Source organism: Nocardioides exalbidus (assembly GCF_900105585.1).
GTDB classification, from domain to species: Bacteria; Actinomycetota; Actinomycetes; order Propionibacteriales; family Nocardioidaceae; genus Nocardioides; species Nocardioides exalbidus.
The window spans coordinates 870415-887828 of record NZ_FNRT01000002.1; the positions used below are offsets into that span (position 1 = coordinate 870415).

Annotated in this window: 14 protein-coding genes; 2 read left to right on the forward strand and 12 right to left on the reverse strand. The window is 71.8% G+C overall.

Going from position 1 to position 17414, the window contains the following annotated elements:
- Positions 1 to 42 precede the first annotated feature (42 nt).
- The 5 genes from BLV76_RS04580 to pstC are packed head-to-tail and all read right to left on the reverse strand — an operon-like array spanning position 43 to position 7538.
- The gene (locus tag BLV76_RS04580; protein WP_090968072.1) at positions 43 to 996 is read right to left on the reverse strand and encodes a sortase; all 954 of its coding nucleotides are present in this window, start codon (positions 994 to 996) and stop codon (positions 43 to 45) included.
- Positions 993 to 3626, reverse strand: a complete 2634-nt coding sequence (locus BLV76_RS04585; protein WP_090968073.1) for a hypothetical protein — start codon at positions 3624 to 3626, stop codon at positions 993 to 995. The genes BLV76_RS04580 and BLV76_RS04585 overlap by 4 nt, the downstream gene beginning before the upstream one ends.
- A complete protein-coding gene (locus BLV76_RS04590) occupies positions 3623 to 5338 on the reverse strand; it encodes a substrate-binding domain-containing protein (RefSeq protein ID WP_090968074.1) in 1716 nt (571 codons plus the stop codon). Before BLV76_RS04590 ends, BLV76_RS04585 begins: the two co-directional genes overlap by 4 nt.
- The gene (gene pstA / locus BLV76_RS04595; protein WP_090968075.1) at positions 5338 to 6522 is read right to left on the reverse strand and encodes a phosphate ABC transporter permease PstA; all 1185 of its coding nucleotides are present in this window, start codon (positions 6520 to 6522) and stop codon (positions 5338 to 5340) included. Before pstA ends, BLV76_RS04590 begins: the two co-directional genes overlap by 1 nt.
- On the reverse strand, positions 6519 to 7538 hold the full coding sequence (pstC, locus tag BLV76_RS04600; RefSeq protein ID WP_245734533.1) for a phosphate ABC transporter permease subunit PstC: 1020 nt from the start codon (positions 7536 to 7538) through the stop codon (positions 6519 to 6521). Before pstC ends, pstA begins: the two co-directional genes overlap by 4 nt.
- 242 nt (positions 7539 to 7780) lie before the next feature.
- Between pstC and BLV76_RS04605 the strand changes: the two genes are divergently transcribed.
- Together BLV76_RS04605 and BLV76_RS04610 are read left to right on the forward strand one after the other, a co-directional pair.
- A complete protein-coding gene (locus BLV76_RS04605; RefSeq protein ID WP_090968076.1) occupies positions 7781 to 9094 on the forward strand; it encodes a hypothetical protein in 1314 nt (437 codons plus the stop codon).
- 102 nt (positions 9095 to 9196) lie between these two features.
- Entirely contained in the window at positions 9197 to 10285 is a 1089-nt protein-coding gene (locus tag BLV76_RS04610; RefSeq protein ID WP_090968077.1) for a Glu/Leu/Phe/Val family dehydrogenase, read from the forward strand.
- 168 nt (positions 10286 to 10453) lie between these two features.
- On the opposite strand, the gene BLV76_RS04615 is transcribed toward BLV76_RS04610, so the two are convergent.
- The 7 genes from BLV76_RS04615 to BLV76_RS04645 form a co-directional block, all read right to left on the reverse strand.
- Positions 10454 to 10693 (reverse strand): DUF3073 domain-containing protein, encoded by a 240-nt coding sequence (locus BLV76_RS04615; protein ID WP_425433728.1) that lies wholly within the window; start codon positions 10691 to 10693, stop codon positions 10454 to 10456.
- A gap of 132 nt (positions 10694 to 10825) precedes the next feature.
- On the reverse strand, positions 10826 to 11905 hold the full coding sequence (gene purM, locus BLV76_RS04620) for a phosphoribosylformylglycinamidine cyclo-ligase (RefSeq protein WP_090968078.1): 1080 nt from the start codon (positions 11903 to 11905) through the stop codon (positions 10826 to 10828).
- A 31-nt stretch (positions 11906 to 11936) separates the two neighbouring features.
- Positions 11937 to 13475, reverse strand: coding sequence for an amidophosphoribosyltransferase (gene purF / locus BLV76_RS04625; RefSeq protein ID WP_090968079.1), 1539 nt, complete (start codon positions 13473 to 13475; stop codon positions 11937 to 11939).
- Positions 13476 to 13540: 65 nt separating this feature from the next.
- Positions 13541 to 14572: an NAD(P)H-binding protein gene (locus tag BLV76_RS04630; RefSeq protein WP_175539578.1), complete on the reverse strand. Its 1032-nt coding sequence runs from the start codon at positions 14570 to 14572 to the stop codon at positions 13541 to 13543.
- Positions 14569 to 15042 (reverse strand): SRPBCC family protein, encoded by a 474-nt coding sequence (locus BLV76_RS04635; protein ID WP_090968081.1) that lies wholly within the window; start codon positions 15040 to 15042, stop codon positions 14569 to 14571. Before BLV76_RS04635 ends, BLV76_RS04630 begins: the two co-directional genes overlap by 4 nt.
- A 99-nt stretch (positions 15043 to 15141) precedes the next feature.
- Positions 15142 to 16488, reverse strand: coding sequence for a dipeptidase (locus tag BLV76_RS04640; protein WP_090968082.1), 1347 nt, complete (start codon positions 16486 to 16488; stop codon positions 15142 to 15144).
- A 116-nt stretch (positions 16489 to 16604) separates the two neighbouring features.
- Positions 16605 to 17411: a GNAT family N-acetyltransferase gene (locus BLV76_RS04645; protein ID WP_090968083.1), complete on the reverse strand. Its 807-nt coding sequence runs from the start codon at positions 17409 to 17411 to the stop codon at positions 16605 to 16607.
- Positions 17412 to 17414 lie beyond the last annotated feature (3 nt).

Sequence of the window (17414 nt, forward strand, 5' to 3'; positions counted from 1 at the left end):
TGCTGTGGGTGGTTCCTTGACGGGTGGAGCAGGTCACTTCGGTTACATCAGGTTGGGCAGCAGCCGCATGACCACATCGGTGGTGAGCCAGGCGACGGCGATCACGACGGGTGTCGTGACGACCCAGACCAGGGCAGTGGAGAACCGCTGCCGGGCGGCGATGACGCCGAGCGTCAACGCCAGGAGCAGCCCCAGGCACAGCGTCAGCAGCGGCATGACCGCTCCAGACTCCGTGCCCATCGCCTGCTCCGGTTCGGGGACCACGCGGGGCAGGCCCGCGGGGGTCTGGAACGCCTCGTCCGCCTCGGCGTCCACGTAGACGACCTGGCCGGGCGAGAGCGACGGCAGCCGGGAGCCGCTCGCCTCCCCGCTGACCAGGACGAGCCGCGCGGCACCGTCGGGACGGGGCTGGGGAAGCGGGTCGCCCGCACGGCGTACGCCGATCACGCGGAAGCGGACCTCGCCCTGCGCGGTGGTGACGTTGATCTGGTCGCCGTCGACCAGGTCGCCGATCCGCGCGAAGGGGGCGCCGTAGGTGCTGGCGCGGCCGAACACCGCGGAGGTGCCCTCCTGGCCGGGCAGCACCGTGTTGCGCAGGTGGCCGGGACCGTCGAGGAGGTCGCCCGACGCCGTGCCCTCGACGACGACCTGGTCGACGCCGATGTGCGGGATCGACAGGGTCGCGACGGGCTTGCCGACCTCGGTGACCGGGCCGATCGGCGCCGTGCCGGCAGCCAGCTCGGCACGGAACTCGGTGTAGAGCTCGTCCTGGGCGCGGTCCTGGGCCAGCCCGCCGAGGTAGAGCATCTGCGCGACCATCCAGCCGGCCACCAGGCACACCATCACCGAGGTGGTCGACACGACGGACCAGAGGTCGTCGCCCTGGCTCGGCGCAGGGCGGGGCTCGGTGCGGCGGGCGGCCGGGGCCTTCACGGCGGGAGCGGTGCCCCCAGCCGGTGAGGCCGGCGTCGTCGGGCGCGGGGTCGTCATCGTCATGACCGCCTCCGGCGCAGGTGGCGCAGCCGGATCAGGTTCGCCGCGATGGCGCTCACGAGCGCGACGAGGAGCAGGAGGGGCAGGGCGCGCTCGGCGACCGGGGAGGAGACCTCCGTCGTGGGCGGCATGGCGACGAGCTCCGGCTCGTCGGCCTCGTCGTCGGTCGTGTCGCCCTTGCCCTGGTCGCCCTCGCCGCCCTTGCCGTTCTGGCCCGTGCCGCCCTCGTCGGTCGGCGACTCCTCGGTGCCGCTGCCACCGACCTCGGTCACGCTGCCGGGACCGGGGTCGGTGGTGCCGCCACCGCCGCCGGCGCCACCCGAACCGCCGGCGCCGCCACCGGAGCCTCCGGTGGACCCGTCGCTGTCGGTCGCGCCCTTCTGCTCACCGATGGCAGCCGCCACGGACTGCGCCTGCTTCCAGAGCGGGGCGGTGATGCCCGTCTTCTTCAGCGGGTAGTAGCCGGGAGGGAGCTGGCCGTTGCCGTAGCCCTCCTTCTGGCCCTCGGTGGTCGCCACCTCGATGAACTGCTCGACCTTGTCCGCGTCCTCCTGCGGCAGGTTGGCCGTACGCGCCGCGGTGTAGACGATCATCGTGCCCGGGTAGGCGTTGGCCTTGACCATGTCGGCCATCTCGAGGGTGAAGGGCTCCTCGCCGCTCTTGCTCGGCTTCGCCAGGCGGAGCGCCCTGGAGATCCCGGCGCTCGACGGGGCGACGAACGTGTTCCGCGTCTGGAGCCGAGCCTGGTCGAGCCCGAGGCGCTCCGCGTCACCCATGCTGACGACACCGAGCATGAAGCGGGTGCCGACGCCCTGGCGGTCGACGCGACCGATCTTCCACGGGTCGGTGATGGTCGAGCGCTCGCACTTGGTCTGCACGTTGGGCCAGGCGTCGAGGATGGCCTCGGCGATCTTGCGGATCGAGTTGACCGGCGCGGCCAGCTGGGTGAAGTACGGCGTCGGGTTCTGCTGGCGGCACTCGTCGGCGGTCACCGGCACGAAGTCGTCGAGGAGCGGCCACTCCGGGGTCGGCAGCTTGATCTTCTTGTAGCTCGGGTTGACCTTCATGCCCCACGGGTCGGCCTTGCCGGCGACGAACGCCGCGGCGTCCTTGTCCTGCGCGATGTAGGACGTGAGGGACTCGATCACGTCGCTCGACTCCGACAGCGAGAGCAGCGTGGCGGCGGCCTCGCGCGTGATGGTGTCCAGGCCCGGGTTGAGCTTCTGGAACTCCGGGTCGACGTTCAGCGACACCGGGTTCGTGGACATCCCGGGGTGCGCCCGGCCGAGCTCGCTGCCGAGGTAGGACTGGGTCATCAGCTTCGCGATGAGCCGCGCGTTGAGCTTCAGCCCGGTGAACTCGCCGCTGTTGCCCGGCCGGTCGATGACGTAGCCGATGGAGAAGCCGGTGACCGCCGTCGGGGCGTACGCCATCGGGTCGGTGCCCTTGACGGCGTGCTCGCCGGAGACGAACGCCGCGGCGCCGCCGCCGTTCTCGGCCAGGGTGAAGCCGGCGGCGTCGGCCATCTTGTTGTGCTGGAACTTGAACCGCTTCTTGTTGAGGCAGAAGGACGGGGACCACTGCAGCGAGGCCTGCGACATCAGCTCGGACCCGTAGAAGCCCGTGGGCGCGCGGTCGTCGAGCACGGTGCACGCGTCCGGCGGGAGGCCGAACGTGATCGGGATCGAGAACCGGTTGCGCCAGTTCGACGCCGCCCACCAGAGCGTCGGCGACGCCGTCAGGTCCACGCCCTGGTTCGCGAAGTTGCTCGACCCGGGCTCGAACTGGCCGCCGCGGCTGCAGGCGGGGTCCTCGTCGAGGCAGCTGATGCCCTGGATCGGGATGACCACGATCGAGCAGGCGACCTTGTCGTTGCAGCCGAGCGACTCGTTCTCGATGTCCGAGCGGACCTCGAACTTGGTGTGGCCGTTGCCCTCGAGGTCGCTGTAGGCGGCCTGCTCCGCGGGCGGGAAGGCCGCTCCGATCGCCGCCTCCGGCGGCATCGTCTCGGAGGTGCAGCTGGCGTAGACGGTGCCGTTGGCGGCGCGGAACGGCGTGATGTGCGTGGAGAAGTTCGCGACGTCGTTGCACTCGGCCGGGATCGGGTCCAGGCCGTACTTCTGGCCCCGCGCGGCATCCGTGGCGAAGGCGTCGTGGCGCCACACCGCCTCGGTCTCGTCGACGACCTGGCTGCGCTGCGCACGCGACGAGGTCCAGCACGTCTCCGGCGAGAGCTGCTTGTCCAGCGGCAGGCTGGGGTCGTCGAGGCCGCGACACTGGAGGATCACGACCGGGTACTCCTGCAGCAGCCCCTGCTCGCCGAACGGGCTCGACGCCCGCCCGCCCGTCGGGTGCGCGCCGGTCCACGAGATGTTGACCCGCTCGCGACCGCGCAGCTGGGTGGTCCGGTCGACGGTCACCGTCATGTCGCGGGAGTCGATCGCCAGGGACTGACCGCCCACGACGATCGACCGGTCGAGGTGCCTGGTCTGCTCGTAGGCCGGCTTGTTCCCCCCGGGTGCGGCGGTCGCGACTCCTGTCGTGAGCCCGACGCCGAGCGCGGCGGGGAGGCTGACGGTGATGCCGAGGACGGCGACCACCAGGAGGCGGGATCGATCCAGGAGGCGCTTCACTGGCCCGCACCCCGACGTCGTACGCCGCGCGCGATGAGCAGTCCGGGCACGAGGATCAGCGCGAGCAGCTCGAGCGCCGCCAGGGCGCCGAAGGCCCGGTCGTCGCCGGGACGGCTGGCCGAGAGCTCGGTCGGGGTGGCGTAGATCGGGTCGGTCGTGGTGCCCGCCGCGTCCGTCGTACCGCCGCCGCCACCGCCGCCACCACCGGTGCTGACCGTCTCGCCGGTGACCGGGTCGACCTCGGTGGTCGCGCCGTCGCCGGCGCCGCCGCCTCCGCCACCTCCGCCACCGCCGCCGCCGGTGGTCCCGGTGGCGCCGCCGTTGCCCTTGCCACCCGACTTGTCCGAGCCGTCACCCGAGTCGGTCGGCTGGCCCTCGTCGGTGGACGGCTCGCCAGTGCCGGTCGCGGTGCCGCACGGGCCTTGGCCCTCCTCGTCGCACGCAGCGGGCTGCGGCGCGATCTTCGCGAGCCGGTTCTCCTTGAGGTTGCCGGAGACGAAGGTCGGGTTGTTGCACTTGGTCGCGTCCCGGTTCTCGATGTCGACGGCCGGGTCGGCGGCCTTGAGCTTGGCCAGCTGCGTGAAGCCGGCCTGCACCAGGTTGAGCGGGAGCGGCGAGTAGCCGTACGGGCCGGCCTTGGCCTGTCCCTCGCACAACGAGTAGTACATGAAGTCGCCGAGCGTCTGGCGCTTGGCGGTCGACATGCGCTGGTCGCTCGCACCGGTCGGGATGATCATGTAGCTGTAGGACGAGAGCGGGTAGGCCCGCGGGTCGGTGGCGTTGTAGACGCCGTCGAGGATCTGCGTGAGGTAGAGCGGTGAGGACGTGTCCTCGTTGATCTTGGCCTTGGTCAGCGCGACCGCGACGTTGTACTGCGTCGGCTCGACGTAGTAGCCGCCGTTGTTGAGGACCTTGACGACCGGGTAGTCCTTGTTGAGCGGGTAGGCGTACTCGACGTAGCCGATCGTGCCGTTGCCGGCGAAGCCGGAGATCGTGTTCATGACCTGGTCGGAGCCCGACTGGGCGAGCATCCGGCCCTTGCGCGGGTAGTACGACGTGAAGCCGCTCTTGCCGAAGTAGGGCCGCCAGACGTCGGGGTACTCCGCGTCCATCCAGGTCGTCAGCTGTGCCGTCGTGCCGGAGCCGTCGGAGCGGACCACCGGGGTGATCGCGAGCTTCGGGAAGGCGCGGCCGTTGTTGTCCTTGGTGATCGCCGGGTCGGACCAGTCGGTGATCACGCCGGTGAAGATCTTGGTGAGCGTCTCGCCCGAGAGCCGCAGGTTGCGGACCAGCTCGTTGCCGATCTTGAGCTGGTAGGTGAAAGCCGTGCCACCGGCGACGATCGGCAGGTAGGCGAACTCGCGGCCGTTGCTGTTGTCGGCGTTGCCGAACTCGTCGACGCCCGGGTAGGGGATCTCGGAGATGCCGAAGTCGGTGACGTTCTGCGCGAAGTTCTTGCGGCCCTGCGAGGAGCCACCGCCGTTGTAGGTGACCTTCATGCCGAGCGCGTCGACGTCGGAGATCCACTGCTGCACGATGACCTCGGACCAGGTGGAGCCCGAGCCCTCGATCTGGGCGTACGCCGCGCGCGGGGTCGCGTTGCCGAGGCCACCCGGTCCGAGCTCGTCCGCGTTGGCGGCGCCGAGTCCGGAGAGGGAGAGGAGCACGGCGGCCAGCAGGGCGGCGCCGAGACGGTGGAAACGTCGACTCATCAGGACTCCTCAGCGGTGCGCTTGGCGCGGGTCGTACGACGGGGGCGGGCGCTGGCGCGCGGGGGACGGGCGACGAGGCGGGCGATCACGAAGAGCACCAGCACCAGGACGAGCAGGACGGTGGCGGCCGCGAAGGCGCGCTCGATGTCCATGGGCTCGGGGCTGCGGGCGCCCTTGAAGATGTAGAGCGGCAGCGAGTTCATGACGCCGTCGGTCGGGTTGGTGACGAAGAAGGTCGCGACACCCGAGGTGAGCAGCACGGGCGAGGTCTCACCGACGCCGCGCGCGACACCGAGGATCAGCGCGGTGGCCAGGCCGGGACGGGCGGTGGGCAGCACGACGTGCCACACGGTGCGCCACCGGCTCGCGCCCAGCGCGAGGCTCGCCTCGCGCAGGCCGCCCGGCACGACGCGGAGGACCACGTCGGCGGCGCGCGCGATGATCGGGAGCATCATCACCGACAGCGCCATGGCGGCAGCGAAGCCCGACCGGGGGAACCCGAGGGCGACGATGAGCACCGTGTAGATGAACAGCCCGGCGACGATCGAGGGCAGCGCGGTCATCGCCTCGACGATCGTGCGGACGATCACGGCGAAGCGGCCACCGACCTCGGTCATGAAGACCGCGGTGCCGATGCCCAGCGGCAGGGTCACCGCGATCGCGATGCCGAGCTCGATGGCCGAGCCGAGGATCGCGTGGCCGATGCCGCCCTTGTCGAACGGGTCGCGCGGACCGACGCCGGCCATGTCGTCGACGAAGAAGTTGAGGTGGAGCAGCGGCTCCCAGCCGCGGTAGACGACGAACACCACGGTGCTCACGAGCGCGGCGCCGACGACCAGCGCACCCGACGTGACGACGCCGCTGACGACGCGGTCGACCACGTCGACCCGGCGGCCGGACATCGAGGTGGTGACGGCGCTCATCAGCAGGCCGAGCACGAACCAGGCGAACAGCAGCCAGGCGGGCCCGTTCAGCGGGAGCAGCCGCTGGGTGATGATCCAGGCGAGCGCGAAGGCGCTCACCCAAGCGCCGACGACGGTGAACCGCTCCTCGGCCGTGGGCTTGCCGAGGCTGGCCCGGCGCACCGCGGGCGGTGCGTCGAGGTCGCGGACGGGCAGGTACGTCGTCGCGGTGCGGGTCGTCGTACCCGCGCCCTGCGTGGTGGTGTCCCGGGTGGTCGTCATGCGTCCGTCCCCGCTCCCGAGCGGCTGCGCGACACGATCACCGCGGCGAGCGTGTTGACGACGAGGGTGATGAGGAAGAGCACGAAGCCGGCGGTGAGGAGCGCGGAGAGCTGCGCGGCGCTCGCATCGCCGAACCGTCCGGCGATCAGCGCGCTGACCGAGCTCGTGCCGACCTCGAGGATGCGTGGCTTGATGATGAAGTCGGGCGAGATGATCAGCAGCACGGCGATGGTCTCGCCGAGGGCGCGGCCGAGGCCGAGCATCGTGCCGCCGATGATGCCACCGCGACCGAAGGGCAGCACGACCGCGCGGATCATGCCCCAGCGGGTGGCGCCCAGCGCGAGGGCGGCCTCCTTCTCGCCGGGCGGCGTCTGGGAGAAGACCTGGCGCATCACCGCGCACGACATCGGGAGCACCATCATCGCCACCGCGATGCCGGCGCAGAACGCGCTGCCGATGTAGCGCGACTGGTCCCACACGGCGGCGTTCGGATCGGCGTCGACCCGGAAGAGCGGGATCCAGCCGAAGTTCTGGTGCAGCCACAGGCTGAACGCCGCGGCGTGGGGCATGACGAGGAAGTAGCCCCACATCCCGTAGATGATCGAGGGGACGGCGGCCATCAGGTCGACGAGCGAGACCAGGGTCGGCTTGATGCCCGCGGGTGCGTACTCGCTGATGAAGAGGGCGGTCAGCAGGGCCAGCGGGAAGGCGAACGCCATCGCGACGCCGGCGATCGAGACCGTGCCGACGAGCACCGCGGCGATGCCGAGCTGGTCGGACTCGGGCTGCCAGGCGCTCTCGGTGAAGAAGCTCCACCCGTAGCGCTCGAGCGTCGGCACCGACTGCCAGGCGAGGAAGACGCCGATGCCGCCGGTGACCACGAGCACGGTCGCGCCGATGGTCCGGGCACTGAGCTCGAACACCCGGTCGGCACCGGTGGCCTTCCGGGAGAGCCGACGCGGGGTCGGCTGGCCCGTGGGCAGGACAGAGTCCTGGGCAGGGAGAGTGGTGGTCACGGCTGACTTTCGAAACGGACCCGAGAATGCTGCTGACGGTGTGCGCTCCAGTCGGCCTGTGATCGTGGCGGCTGGCGAGCGCCGCAAGCATCAGGGCCGATTCGGAACGGATGCGCCGTCGCAGGTGAACGCCGGGCCAACGGTTGGCCCTTGCTGGCGAAACGTTCTCGAGGCCCGACCGCCGGCATGGTCCGGTCGAGCCAGGAGCGTGGTCAGGTCGGGTGGTGCGGCACCATGTCGGGGTGCTCCCCCGCCTCGAGGTCGTCCGACGGCTGCGCCCGTTCGACCTCCTCGCGCCGGGCGCCCGACAGCTCGGCGCGGGCAGGCACGCGCTGCCCAGCCCGGCGCCGTACGTCGCTGCGACTGCCGCCGTCGCGAGCGGCGAGGTGGCCCTGCACCTGGCGGGTCACCGGTTGGCCGCGGTCCTCGACGACGGGTCGGTGTCGCTGACCGTGACCGGCGCGCACGGTTCGCGCGAGCTCCGCAGCCGGCGCTTCCACCGCGCCGAGTCACCGACCGCCCTCGGCGTGACGCTGACCGGCACCCACCTCACCGCGTGGAGCCGGGAGGCCGAGGGATGGGTCGCGCGCGCCCGGCACGACCTGCGCGAGGTGGTCGACACCCGCGACGAGGCGGCCCTCGCCGACCTCCACGTCGTGCTCCCCGACGGCGGCGGGTCGGCCGGCGGCTTCGGCCAGCTCGGCCTGCGCGACGTCCGATTCGTCACCGAGGAGGACGGCAGCCCGCTGCGCGACGGCGACCAGCTGTGGCTGACGGCGACGTCGGCAGGCCCCGGCTTCTTCGACACCGCCCACACGAGCGTGTGGCGCTTCGACCCGGTGGACCTCGCGCTGTCACACTCGGCCGACCTGTTCTTCCGCCGCCCCGACCGACCGGGGGTCTTCGGCGACCACGCGACCCACCTGCTCCGCAGCGGCGGCCGCTGGCTGGTGGCGACCAGCACGTGGGGCGACTTCGAGCAGCCGACCACGCGAGCTGGTCGTCGTACGCCGTCCGGGTTGCGGGTCACCCTCGCCGAGTCGGGCGACGACCTGCTCCGCGGCACCCACGTGCTCGACACCCGCGAGCTCCCGCTGCCCACCGACGGACTCGAGTCGATCGCGACCTGGGACCCGCACCTGGTGCGCCGCGACGGCGGTTGGCTGGTCGGCTTCGTCAGCGCGCGGAAGTTCTTCGACTTCCACCCGGTGCTCGCCGGGGGCCCGTCCCTCGACGACCTCCGCCTCCTCGGTGCGGCGACCGACCGACGGGCGACCGAGGGCACGACCGTCCTCGACGTCGACGGCGAGCTGGTCGTCCTCGCGAGCGACGGCCGCGACTCACACCGCGGGCAGCGGGCGCGCTTCCCCGTCCTGGACCTGGCGATGCGCGACGTCGGCGTGCTGGACGCGGCGTACCCCACCAACCTGCCGTGGCCGACGCTGGCGCACGTCGACGGCAGCTGGCTGATGGCGACGTTCAACGGGCGACCGGCGGGCGGGAGGCTCCTCGGCTACGGCACGCACGGCGACCTCGTGGTGATGCGGAGCACCTGAGCGCGCGGGACTACCCTGAGGTGATCGCGGTCACCACCCCTCGACCGCGTTGACCAGGCCCGCACACCCCGCGGCCGCACCCACGAGAAAAGGACCCACAGCATGTCTGGAGCAGTCAGTTCGGGCGTCGACGTCTTCGAGCTCGGCAGCGAGCACGAGCAGGTCGTCTTCTGCAACGACCACGCGACCGGCCTCCGCGCGATCATCGCGATCCACTCCACCGCCCTCGGGCCCGGCCTCGGCGGGACGCGGTTCTACCCCTACGCCAGCACCGACGACGCGATCGTCGACGTGCTCAACCTCTCGCGCGGCATGTCCTACAAGAACGCGCTCGCCGGCCTCGACCTCGGCGGCGGCAAGGCCGTGATCATCGGCGACCCGGCCGAGCTGAAGACCGAGGCCCTGCTCCGCGCCTACGGCCGCTTCGTGCAGTCGCTCAACGGCCGCTACTTCACCGCGTGCGACGTGGGCACCTTCTCAGAGGACATGGACCACATCGCGCGCGAGTGCGACTTCGTCACCGGCCGGACGGTCGCCCACGGCGGCGCCGGCGACAGCTCGGTGCTGACGGCCTACGGCGTCTTCCAGGGCATGCGTGCCTCCGCCGAGCACCTGTGGGGCGAGCCCACGCTCGCCGGGCGCACCGTCGGCGTCGCGGGCGTCGGCAAGGTCGGCAAGCACCTGGTCCGCCACCTCGTCGAGGACGGCGCGACGGTCGTCGTGACCGACGTGCACGCGCCCTCGGTCGTCGCGATCCGCGAGGCCTTCCCGCAGGTGCAGGGCGTCGGCTCGACCGACGAGCTCGTGCGCAGCCAGCTCGACGTCTACGCCCCCTGCGCGATGGGCGGTGCGATCACCGACGAGGTGCTCGACGTGCTGACCGCGACGGTGATCTGCGGCGCGGCCAACAACCAGCTCGCGCACGCCGGCATCGAGAAGCAGGTCGAGGAGCGCGGCATCCTCTACGCCCCCGACTACTGCGTGAACTCCGGCGGCGTGATCCAGGTCGCCGACGAGCTCGAGGGCTTCTCCTTCGAGCGCGCGCAGCAGCGCGCGTCGGGCATCTTCGAGACCACCCGCAAGGTCCTCGCGCTCGCGAAGACCGACGGCGTCACCACCGCCGAGGCAGCCGACCGGCTCGCCGAGCGCCGGATGCGCGAGGTCGGCCGCCTGCGCGGCATCCACCTCTGACCGGGCACGTCGTCCCCGTCCCGGTTGCTGACCGGGCACTTCGTCCCCGTCGTGGCGCGATGAAGTGCCCGGTCACCGTCGCTGACGGGGAGGAGCTGCCCGGTCACCTGAGGGCGTGCGTGTACGCCGACCCACCCGGGGTGCCGGGTGGCGATCAGGTGGGCTCAGTCAGCTCTCGCGACGACGAGGATCGGCATAGTCCGACCACTCGTCCTCGTCCGGCTCGACCTCGGTCGGCCGGGGATGAGAATTGCCATTGCCGTGCAGCTCATTCGCCAACGCGCCGAAGTCCGTCTCGTGAGTCCGGTACTTCAGGTCGCGTGCGACCTTGGTCTGCTTCGCCTTCGCTCGGCCGCGCCCCATAGGGTCGACCCCCTCGCACACTTGGCCGGGGCTGTCGAGGAGCACTCGACGCGCCCGGTCTGATCGGTTACATATCGTGGGGACAACGCTACCTGAGCGGTGGCTGTTCCCGCACACCGTGGTCCGGCATTTCGTCGCCGAGCCCACGGATTTCTCTCCAGCGGCCTCGCCGGCGGGTCACCAACCGGGGTGCTGGCCCTCGAGGAGCACGCGCCCGCCGTTGTCGGCATCGGCGGTGACCTCACCGGCGACCCAGGCCCGGACGCCGTGGCCGGCGAGCACCGAGATCGCCGTGTCGACCGAGTCGGGCGCGGTGAGCGACACCATGCCGACGCCGCAGTTGAGGGTGGCCTCGAGGTCGGCCTGCGACACGTCGCCCACGCGTCGTACGACGTCGAAGACGGGCTGCGGCGTCCACGTGGCACGGTCGATGCGGGCCGAGAGCTCCTGCGGCATCACGCGCTCGAGGTTGGCCGCCAGACCACCGCCGGTCACGTGCGACATCGCGTGGGTCTCGGTGCGGTCGGCGAGGTCGAGGCACGCCTTGGCGTAGATCCGGGTGGGCTCGAGGAGCTCCTCGCCGAGGGAGCGACCGAAGTCGTCGACCTGGCGATCGACCGTCCAACCGGCCCGGTCGAGCAGCACGTGGCGCACGAGGGAGTAGCCGTTGGAGTGCAGGCCGCTGGCCTCCATCGCGATGACCACGTCGCCGGGACGGACACGACCGGGCCCGAGGAGCTTGCTGGCCTCGACCACACCGGTCGTGGCGCCGGCGACGTCGTAGTCGTCGGGGCCGAGCAGGCCCGGGTGCTCGGCGGTCTCGCCGCCGATGAGCGCGCAGCCGGCGACGACGCAGGCCTCGGCGATGCCCTTGACGATCGCCGCGATGCGCTCGGGGACGACCCGGCCGCAGGCGATGTAGTCGGTCATGAAGAGCGGCTCGGCACCGCAGACGACGAGGTCGTCGACGACCATGCCGACGAGGTCGAAGCCGATGGTGTCGTGGACGTCCATCAGCTGCGCGATCGCGACCTTGGTGCCGACGCCGTCGGTGGAGGTCGCCAGCAGCGGCGCCTCGTAGCGGGTCAGGGCGGAGGCGTCGAAGAGCCCGGCGAAGCCACCCAGGCCGCCGATCATCTCGGGGCGTCGGGCCTTCTCGACCCAGCCCTTCATGAGGTCGATCGCGCGGTCGGCCGCCTCGATCGAGACCCCGGCAGCGGCGTAGGCCCCTTCAGGTGCGGCGGGCTGGTCGGTCAACGGGGCTCCCTCGGTGACGGTGCTGGGCGGATCAGGGGTTGTTGAGGACCGGCAGCGCGCGGCCCATCGTGGGCGACTGCAGCGTCGCCTCGAGCAGGTGCTTGCCCAGCAGGCTCTCGTCGGGGAGCTCGATGGGGTACTCGCCGGTGAAGCAGGCCTGGCAGAGCTGCTCGGCCGGCTGCTTGGTGGCCTCGATCATGCCCTCGAGCGAGATGTAGCCGAGGCTGTCGGCGCCCACGCTCGCGGCGATCTCGTCGACGTCGAGGCCGTTGGCGATGAGCTCGGCGCGGGTCGCGAAGTCGATGCCGTAGAAGCACGGCCACTTCACCGGCGGGCTGGAGATCCGCACGTGCACCTCGAGCGCGCCGGCCTCGCGGAGCATCCGCACCTGGGCGCGCTGGGTGTTGCCGCGCACGATCGAGTCGTCGACCACGACGATGCGCTTGCCGCGGATCATGTGCTCGAGGGCGTTGAGCTTGAGCCGGATGCCGAGCTGGCGCAGCGTCTGGCTGGGCTGGATGAACGTGCGGCCGACGTAGGCGTTCTTCACGAAGCCCTGGCCGAACGGGATCCCGGACTCGGCGGCGTACCCGGACGCGGCGGGCGTGCCGGACTCGGGCACGGGCATCACGAGGTCGGCGTCGACGGGGAACTCGCGCGCGAGGCGGCGGCCCATCTCGACGCGCGCCTCGTGGACGTTGCGACCGTTGATGGTGGCGTCGGGGCGGGCGAGGTAGACGTACTCGAACACGCAGCCCTTGCGCGCGGGCTCGGCGAACTTGTGGGAGCGCAGGCCGTTCTCGTCGATGACGATCATCTCGCCGGGCTCGACCTCGCGGACCACGCTGGCGCCGATGGTGGCCAGTGCGGCGTCCTCGCTGGCGACGACCCAGCCGCGGTCGAGGCGACCGAGGACGAGCGGGCGGATGCCCTGGGGGTCGCGGGCGGCGTAGAGCGTGTTCTCGTTCATCCACACGAAGCAGTACGCCCCGCGCAGCTGCGGCAGCACCTCGAGCGCACGCTGCTCGAGCGAGGTGTCGGGGTGGTGGGCCAGCAGTGCGGTGACGAGGCTCGTGTCGTTGGTCGCACCCTCGACGCCCTTGATGTCGAGCTCGCCGGCCGGGCCGGGCAGGGCGGTGACCATGTCGCGGAGCTCAGCGGTGTTGATCAGGTTGCCGTTGTGGCCGAGCGCGATGGAGCCGTCGGCGGTCGGGCGGAAGGTCGGCTGCGCGTTGTGCCACGTCGACGCGCCGGTGGTGGAGTAGCGCGAGTGGCCGATCGCGAGGTGGCCCTTGAGCGAGTCGAGCGTCGACTCGTCGAAGACCTGCGAGACCAGCCCCATGTCCTTGTAGACCAGGATCTGGCGGCCGTTGCTGACCGCGATGCCCGCCGACTCCTGGCCGCGGTGCTGCAGGGCGTAGAGCCCGAAGTAGGTCAGCTTGGCGACGTCCTCGCCGGGGGCCCAGACGCCGAAGACGCCGCAGGCGTCCTGCGGGCCCTGGTCCTGCGGGTCGAGGGCCGTGGTGAGGCGGCCGTCGCCACCAGTCGGCTTGCTCTTCTGGTAGGGCACGGCCGTCAGTCTACGGGCGATCGGGGGTGGCCCACGAACCGAGGCGACGGCTGCTCACCCACTGGTCATCCGAGGAGTGATCCGAGCCGGTGGAGGGCGAGCCGGGCGGCGGCCCGCGCCGACGCCGGGAGGGGTACGACGTCGAGGAGCGGGTGCGGACGCGTCCAGGTCGGGTCGGAGGGCAGCGCGCCCTCGGGGCCGGCGTACTGCCGTGTGGTCGCCCGCCCGATCGCCTCCTCGACGCCGAGGAGCGGACCTCCGGTCGCGGGCGCCCACGTGTGGTCGGGGCGGCAGACCATGTCGTGGCGCAACGACTCGATGAGCGCGGTGACGGTGTGGAACGGCGCGGTCGTGGCGAGCGCCGTGGCGATGCCGACCAGGCCCTCGGGGGCGACGGGGGCGGGCACCCGGAGGCGCGGCAGCCCGGCCTCCCGGGCGCAGGCGCGCATCAGGTCGGGATAGGGCAGGACGTCAGGGCCGCCGACGTCGACGGCGCCGCTGATCTCGCCCGCGAGGGCGTCGTCGAAGGCGCGGAGCACGTCGGACACGGCGATCGGCTGGACCGTGCTCCGCATCCAGGTCGGGACCGGCTGGACGAGGAAGAGCGTCGCGATCTGCCGGACGATCTCGAACGACGTCGAGCCGGCGCCGAGCACGACCCCGGCACGGAGGGCGACGGCGTCGTCGCTGGCGCCGAGCAGGATCCGCTCGACCTCGAGCCGCGAGGAGATGTGGGCGGAGAGCTGGTCCTCGGCGACGTCGGGGACGAGTCCGGAGAGGTAGACGATCCGGCGCAGCCCGGCCGCGGCCACCGCCTCCGCGACGACCTCGGCACCGTTGCGGTCCACGTCGGTGAAGTCCGTGCGGTCGAGCGAGTGGACGAGGTAGACGAGGGCGTCCACGTCGGCCAGGGCCTCGGCCACGGCCGACGGGTCGGCGACGTCGCACCGGATCGCCTCCACCCGGTCGTCCCAGCCGAACCGGCCCGGGTCGGGCACCGAGCGCGAGGCGGCGACCACCTCGTGGCCGCGCTCGAGGAGGTGCGGGACCAGGCGGGAGCCGACGTAGCCGGTCGCGCCGAGGACGAGGACCCTCACGCGGCCTCTTCGCCCAGGTGCTGGAGGAGGTTGCGGGAGAAGACCGCGCCCATGTGCTTCACGACCCCCGCCATCACCCGCTCGACGGCAGGGCGGGCGAGCCCGGGCAGCGGCAGGTCGCAGGCGATCTGGAGGTCGATGCTCACCGAGGTCCCGCCGCCGTCGTGGTCCGCGAGCTCGTAGGTGCCCATGACCGAGGTCATCTCGTCGGGCCGGTCGGGGTCGTGGGTGAAGCGGATCCGGCTCATCGGCTCGAGGTCCATCACCTCGGTGAAGGTCGGCGCGACCGAGGTGCCGAGCACCGGCAGCGTGGCCATCCGCCAGGTCCACCGGTCGCCCTCGACGTCGATGCGGGTGACGTAGGGCGTCATCCGCGCGATGAGCGCGGCGTCGGTCAGGACCTCCCAGACCTCGGCGCGGCCCGACTGCAGGACCGCGGACGAGCGGTCGCGCGCGTGGAAGGTCGCCATGCCTCCACGGTATCCGCGTGCTCCAGCGTTGCGGACCACCCGCGCAGCGGTGCGGCGACGCGGTGGTGCTTCAGCACGGGATGTCGGGGGGAGCGACGATCAGCGGGGCAGGGCGCCGAGGTTGCGCAGGAGGAACGCCTCGGCCTTGACGACCTTCTCGAACTCGGCGAGGTGGAGACCCTCGTTGGCCCCGTGGGCGCGGGTGTCGGGGTCCTCGACGCCGGTGACGAGCACGCTGGCCTGCGGGAACGCCTCGAGGAACTCGGCGATGAACGGGATCGAGCCGCCGACGCCCATGTCGACGGGAGCGGTGCCGTCCCAGGCCTCGGCGAAGGCGGCGCGCGCGGCGTCGTACGCCGGACCGCTGGCGTCGATCTGCGTGGCCTCGCCGGTGTCGACGACGGTCGCGGTCAGCGTGGCGCCCCAGGGCGTGTGCTTCTCGAGGTGCGCCTGGAGGCACGCCACGGCGTTGGCGGTGGTGTCACCGGGCGCGATGCGCATCGAGATGCGGCAGCGGGCGGCGGGGACGAGCGTGTTGGAGGCGCCCTCGACCTTGGGCGCGTCGAAGCCGGTGATGCTGATCGACGGCTTGGTCCACAGGCGCTCGACGATCGAGCCGGTGCCGATCCACTCGATGCCCTCGGCGGCACCGGACTCGGCGCGGAGCCGGGCCTCCGGGTACTCCACGTCCGCGGCCGGGCCGGAGTGGAGGCCCTCGACGGCGACGTCGCCGGCGTCGTCGTTCAGCGAGGCGATGAGGCGGCTCAGCGTCATGATCGAATCGGGCACGAGGCCGCCCCACATGCCGGAGTGCACGGCGTGGGTGAGGGTGCGGACCTCGACGTCCATCCGCACCAGGCCGCGCAGCGACGTGGTGAGCGCCGGCTCGCCGATGTCCCAGTTGCCGGAGTCGGCGATGACGATGACGTCGGCGGCGAGGCGGTCGCGGTGGGCGTTCAGCAGGTCGACGAGGGTGTCGGAGCCGACCTCCTCCTCGCCCTCGATGAACATCACGAGGTTGACCGGGAGCTCGTCGCCGAAGATCCGGACGGCGCCGAGGTGGGCGGCGATTCCGGCCTTGTCGTCGGCGGCACCGCGCCCGTAGAGCCGGTCCCCGCGCTCGGTCGGCTCCCACGGCGGGGAGTCCCAGTCGGCGTGGTCGTTCTCGGGCTGGACGTCGTGGTGGGCGTAGAGGAGGACGGTGGGCGCCCCCTCGGGGCCGGCCTTCTTCGCGATCACGGCCGGCGGCGCACCGTCGTACGCCCTCACGATCTCGGCGTCGAACCCCTCGGCCGCGAAGAGGTCGCGGGTCGCCTCGGCGCTGCGCTCGACCTCGCCGGCGCGGGCGGGGTCGGCGGAGACGGACTGGATGCGGACCAGGTCCTCGAGGTCTCGGCGGAGGCCGGGCATGACCTCGGCGAGACGAGCGGCGATGTCGACAGTCATGTCACGACCCTAGCCGGGAGCGACGGAGTCGCTGACGGCGTGGGTCGGGAGGTTGAGCAAGCCCGCGGGTGAGCCTGCGAACCCGCGTCGGGCGCGTCGAAACCCACACCCTCCTCTTACGAGTCGAGGGTCGCCCACTCGCCGCTGCGCTTCTCCATCATCAGCTGGCGCTCGACGTCGTTGAAACCGAGCCGTCGGTAGATCCCGATGGCCTCTCCGTCGGTGTCAGCGACGATCACGAGACGGCGTACGTCGAGGTGGTCGAGCGCGTGCTGACCCGCGGCGTGGACGACGGCCGCGGCCAGCCCCTTGCGGCGGTGGTCGGGGTGGGTCTCGACGCTCTGGTAGCGCGCGACGCCGTCCTCGGTGACGAAGACGCCGGCGGTCGAGACGATCGTGTCGTCGACGAACGCGCCGAACCGCTTCCCCCGACCCGCGTCGACGAGGCGCCGCTCCTGGGCGTTCTTCTGCCGGGCGTAGGTCATGAATGTGTCCTCGGACGTCCGCGGGTAGAGCTGCTGGCTCAGCCGCGCCCGCCCCTCCCAGTCCTCGTCGCTCGTGACCTCGCGTACCTCGCCCTCCACCTTGCGCGGGAGGTTCACGCGCGACGCGGAGAGCACCGTGGCGACGTCGACGACCAGCCCGGCAGCCTCGAAGGCGGCCCGCGACTCCTCGGACAGGTCGGCGGTGTCGATGCCGATGCTCACGTGGTCGGCCAGCGGGAACTCGGTGTGGAAGGCGCCCACGACCTCCTTCTCGCCGCCCAGCACCGGCGGCTGGGCGAGCAGGATGAAGTTGCCCCAGAAGTACGACGGGTTCTCCGGCGACCGGACGACGAGGTGGGTGCCGCGGTCCTCGACCACGCTGCCGGACGAGGTCAGGAGGGCGAGGTCGGTCTGGAAGCCGAGCGAGCTGACGTGCATGGG

Bases quoted from the DNA above. Each gene is read 5' to 3' on its own strand.
- BLV76_RS04610 (WP_090968077.1), top strand. From the start codon at position 9,197: ATGTCTGGAGCAGTCAGTTCGGGCGTCGACGTCTTCGAGCTCGGCAGC.
- BLV76_RS04590 (WP_090968074.1), bottom strand. From the start codon at position 5,338: ATGAGTCGACGTTTCCACCGTCTCGGCGCCGCCCTGCTGGCCGCCGTG.
- BLV76_RS04580 (WP_090968072.1), bottom strand. From the start codon at position 996: ATGACGATGACGACCCCGCGCCCGACGACGCCGGCCTCACCGGCTGGG.
- pstA (WP_090968075.1), bottom strand. From the start codon at position 6,522: ATGACGACCACCCGGGACACCACCACGCAGGGCGCGGGTACGACGACC.
- BLV76_RS04640 (WP_090968082.1), bottom strand. From the start codon at position 16,488: ATGACTGTCGACATCGCCGCTCGTCTCGCCGAGGTCATGCCCGGCCTC.
- BLV76_RS04635 (WP_090968081.1), bottom strand. From the start codon at position 15,042: ATGGCGACCTTCCACGCGCGCGACCGCTCGTCCGCGGTCCTGCAGTCG.
- BLV76_RS04645 (WP_090968083.1), bottom strand. From the start codon at position 17,411: ATGCACGTCAGCTCGCTCGGCTTCCAGACCGACCTCGCCCTCCTGACC.